Origin of the sequence: Streptomyces sp. MK37H (assembly GCF_018035285.1) — a bacterium.
GTDB lineage: Bacteria > Actinomycetota > Actinomycetes > Streptomycetales > Streptomycetaceae > Streptomyces > Streptomyces endocoffeicus.
Window position 1 is genome coordinate 1 of the sequence record NZ_JAAAYH010000766.1, and the last position, 2,025, is coordinate 2,025.

A 2,025-nucleotide genomic window follows, 5' to 3' on the forward strand; every position below is an offset into this window, starting at 1 on the left:
GCAGACCATGGAGCGCGGGTCATAGTCCCCCTCCGCATTGCCCGGATAGGCGCTCTCACAGACGCTGTCGGCCAGCACCCGGACCGTCGCGGTGCGCAGCGATGAGGCATAGGTGCCATCGCCCTCCGTATCGCCCCAGCCGTACACCGCGGCCCGTTCACTCGGCCGGTACGCCTGGTCTCCGGTGGCCGCCATACGAATGGTGTAGGCCGCGGGCACCGCGACCCCCAGGGTGAGCACCGCGATGTCCCCGGCCCTGTTGTCGCCCTCGTACGCCGGATTGACCCACACCCGCGCGAGCGGGTACTCCACCCCGTCCTTCTTGCGCAGGTCGTTGCGACCGATGATCACCTTCAGGTCCCGTACCTCCCGCCAGTCCTTGCCCAGCACCCCACGACTCAGACAGTGGGCCGCCGTGACGACCGTTGTGGGGCCCACCACCGCCCCGCCGCAGAACTGGCCCGACCTCTTGCCCCCGAAGAGCTCACGACTGGCCACGGCCACCGCCCAGGGCGCCTCGACCGTACGCGCCGGATGCCCCCCGATCACCACCCGGTCGGCCGTCGCCGGGGCCGGCGCGGTGAGCACTATCGCGAGCGCGGCGGCCAGCGGCACCGCCAGGGCGATGAGGAGCGAATGGGGCGACCTAGGCATGCGGCCTCCTGACCATACGGAGCAAGACGCATACTCAGCGTTACCCTCTCCGTCGCGAAGCGCATCCCGAGTGGGCCAAGCGGGGAACAGGACTCCGGGGGACTTGGTACCGCGCACCGCGAAGGCCGGGCTCCCTCGGAGGGAGCCCGGCCTTCGCGCTGTACCGCTTCCGCTGTAAGGCGGCTATGAAGCCGCGGTCCGCATCAGTCCAGGTAGTCGCGGAGGACCTGGGAGCGGGACGGGTGGCGCAGCTTCGACATCGTCTTGGACTCGATCTGACGGATGCGCTCACGCGTCACGCCGTAGACCTTGCCGATCTCGTCGAGGGTCTTCGGCTGACCGTCGGTGAGGCCGAAGCGCATCGAGACCACGCCCGCCTCGCGCTCGCTGAGCGTGTCGAGCACGGAGTGCAGCTGCTCCTGCAGCAGGGTGAAGCTGACCGCGTCGGCCGGGACGACCGCCTCGGAGTCCTCGATGAGGTCACCGAACTCGCTGTCGCCGTCCTCGCCCAGCGGGGTGTGCAGCGAGATCGGCTCACGGCCGTACTTCTGGACCTCGATGACCTTCTCAGGGGTCATGTCGAGCTCCTTGGCCAGCTCCTCCGGGGTGGGCTCACGGCCCAGGTCCTGGAGCATCTGACGCTGGACGCGCGCCAGCTTGTTGATGACCTCGACCATGTGCACCGGGATACGGATGGTGCGGGCCTGGTCGGCCATGGCGCGGGTGATCGCCTGACGGATCCACCAGGTGGCGTAGGTGGAGAACTTGTAGCCCTTGGTGTAGTCGAACTTCTCGACCGCGCGGATCAGACCGAGGTTGCCCTCCTGGATGAGGTCCAGGAAGAGCATGCCGCGGCCCGTGTAGCGTTTGGCCAGCGAGACCACCAGACGGAGGTTGGCCTCCAGGAGGTGGTTCTTGGCGCGGCGGCCGTCCTCGGCGATGATCTCCAGCTCGCGCTTGAGCTTGGGGGCCAGCTTGTCGGAGTTGGCGAGCTTGTCCTCGGCGAACAGACCGGCCTCGATGCGCTTGGCGAGCTCGACCTCCTGCTCGGCGTTGAGCAGCGGGACCTTGCCGATCTGCTTGAGGTAGTCCTTGACCGGGTCGGCCGTGGCACCGGCCGCGGCGACCTGCTGCGCGGGGGCGTCGTCCTCGTCCTCGTCGGAGAGCACGAAGCCCGCGTTCTCCGGCTCGGCCTCGGCGCCCTCGGGGCCGGGCTTGCCCGGTGCCTCCTCGATGACGTCCTCGCCCTCGAGGAGTTCGTCGGTGACGTCCTTCTTGGCGGTGGACTTCTTCGCGACCGTCTTCTTGGCGGCGGCGGTGGCCTTCTTGGCGACCGTCTTCTTGGCCGCGGTCTTCTTGGCGGCGGCCTTC

Annotated in this window: 2 protein-coding genes; both read right to left on the minus strand. The window is 68.8% G+C overall.

Features of this window, described 5'->3' with window-relative positions:
- On the minus strand, positions 1 to 654 hold a 654-nt coding region (locus GWI24_RS43680), incomplete at its 3' end, for a trypsin-like serine protease (RefSeq protein ID WP_210951558.1).
- Positions 655 to 857: 203 nt separating this feature from the next.
- On the minus strand, positions 858 to 2,025 hold a 1,168-nt coding region (locus GWI24_RS43685), incomplete at its 5' end, for an RNA polymerase sigma factor (protein ID WP_210951559.1).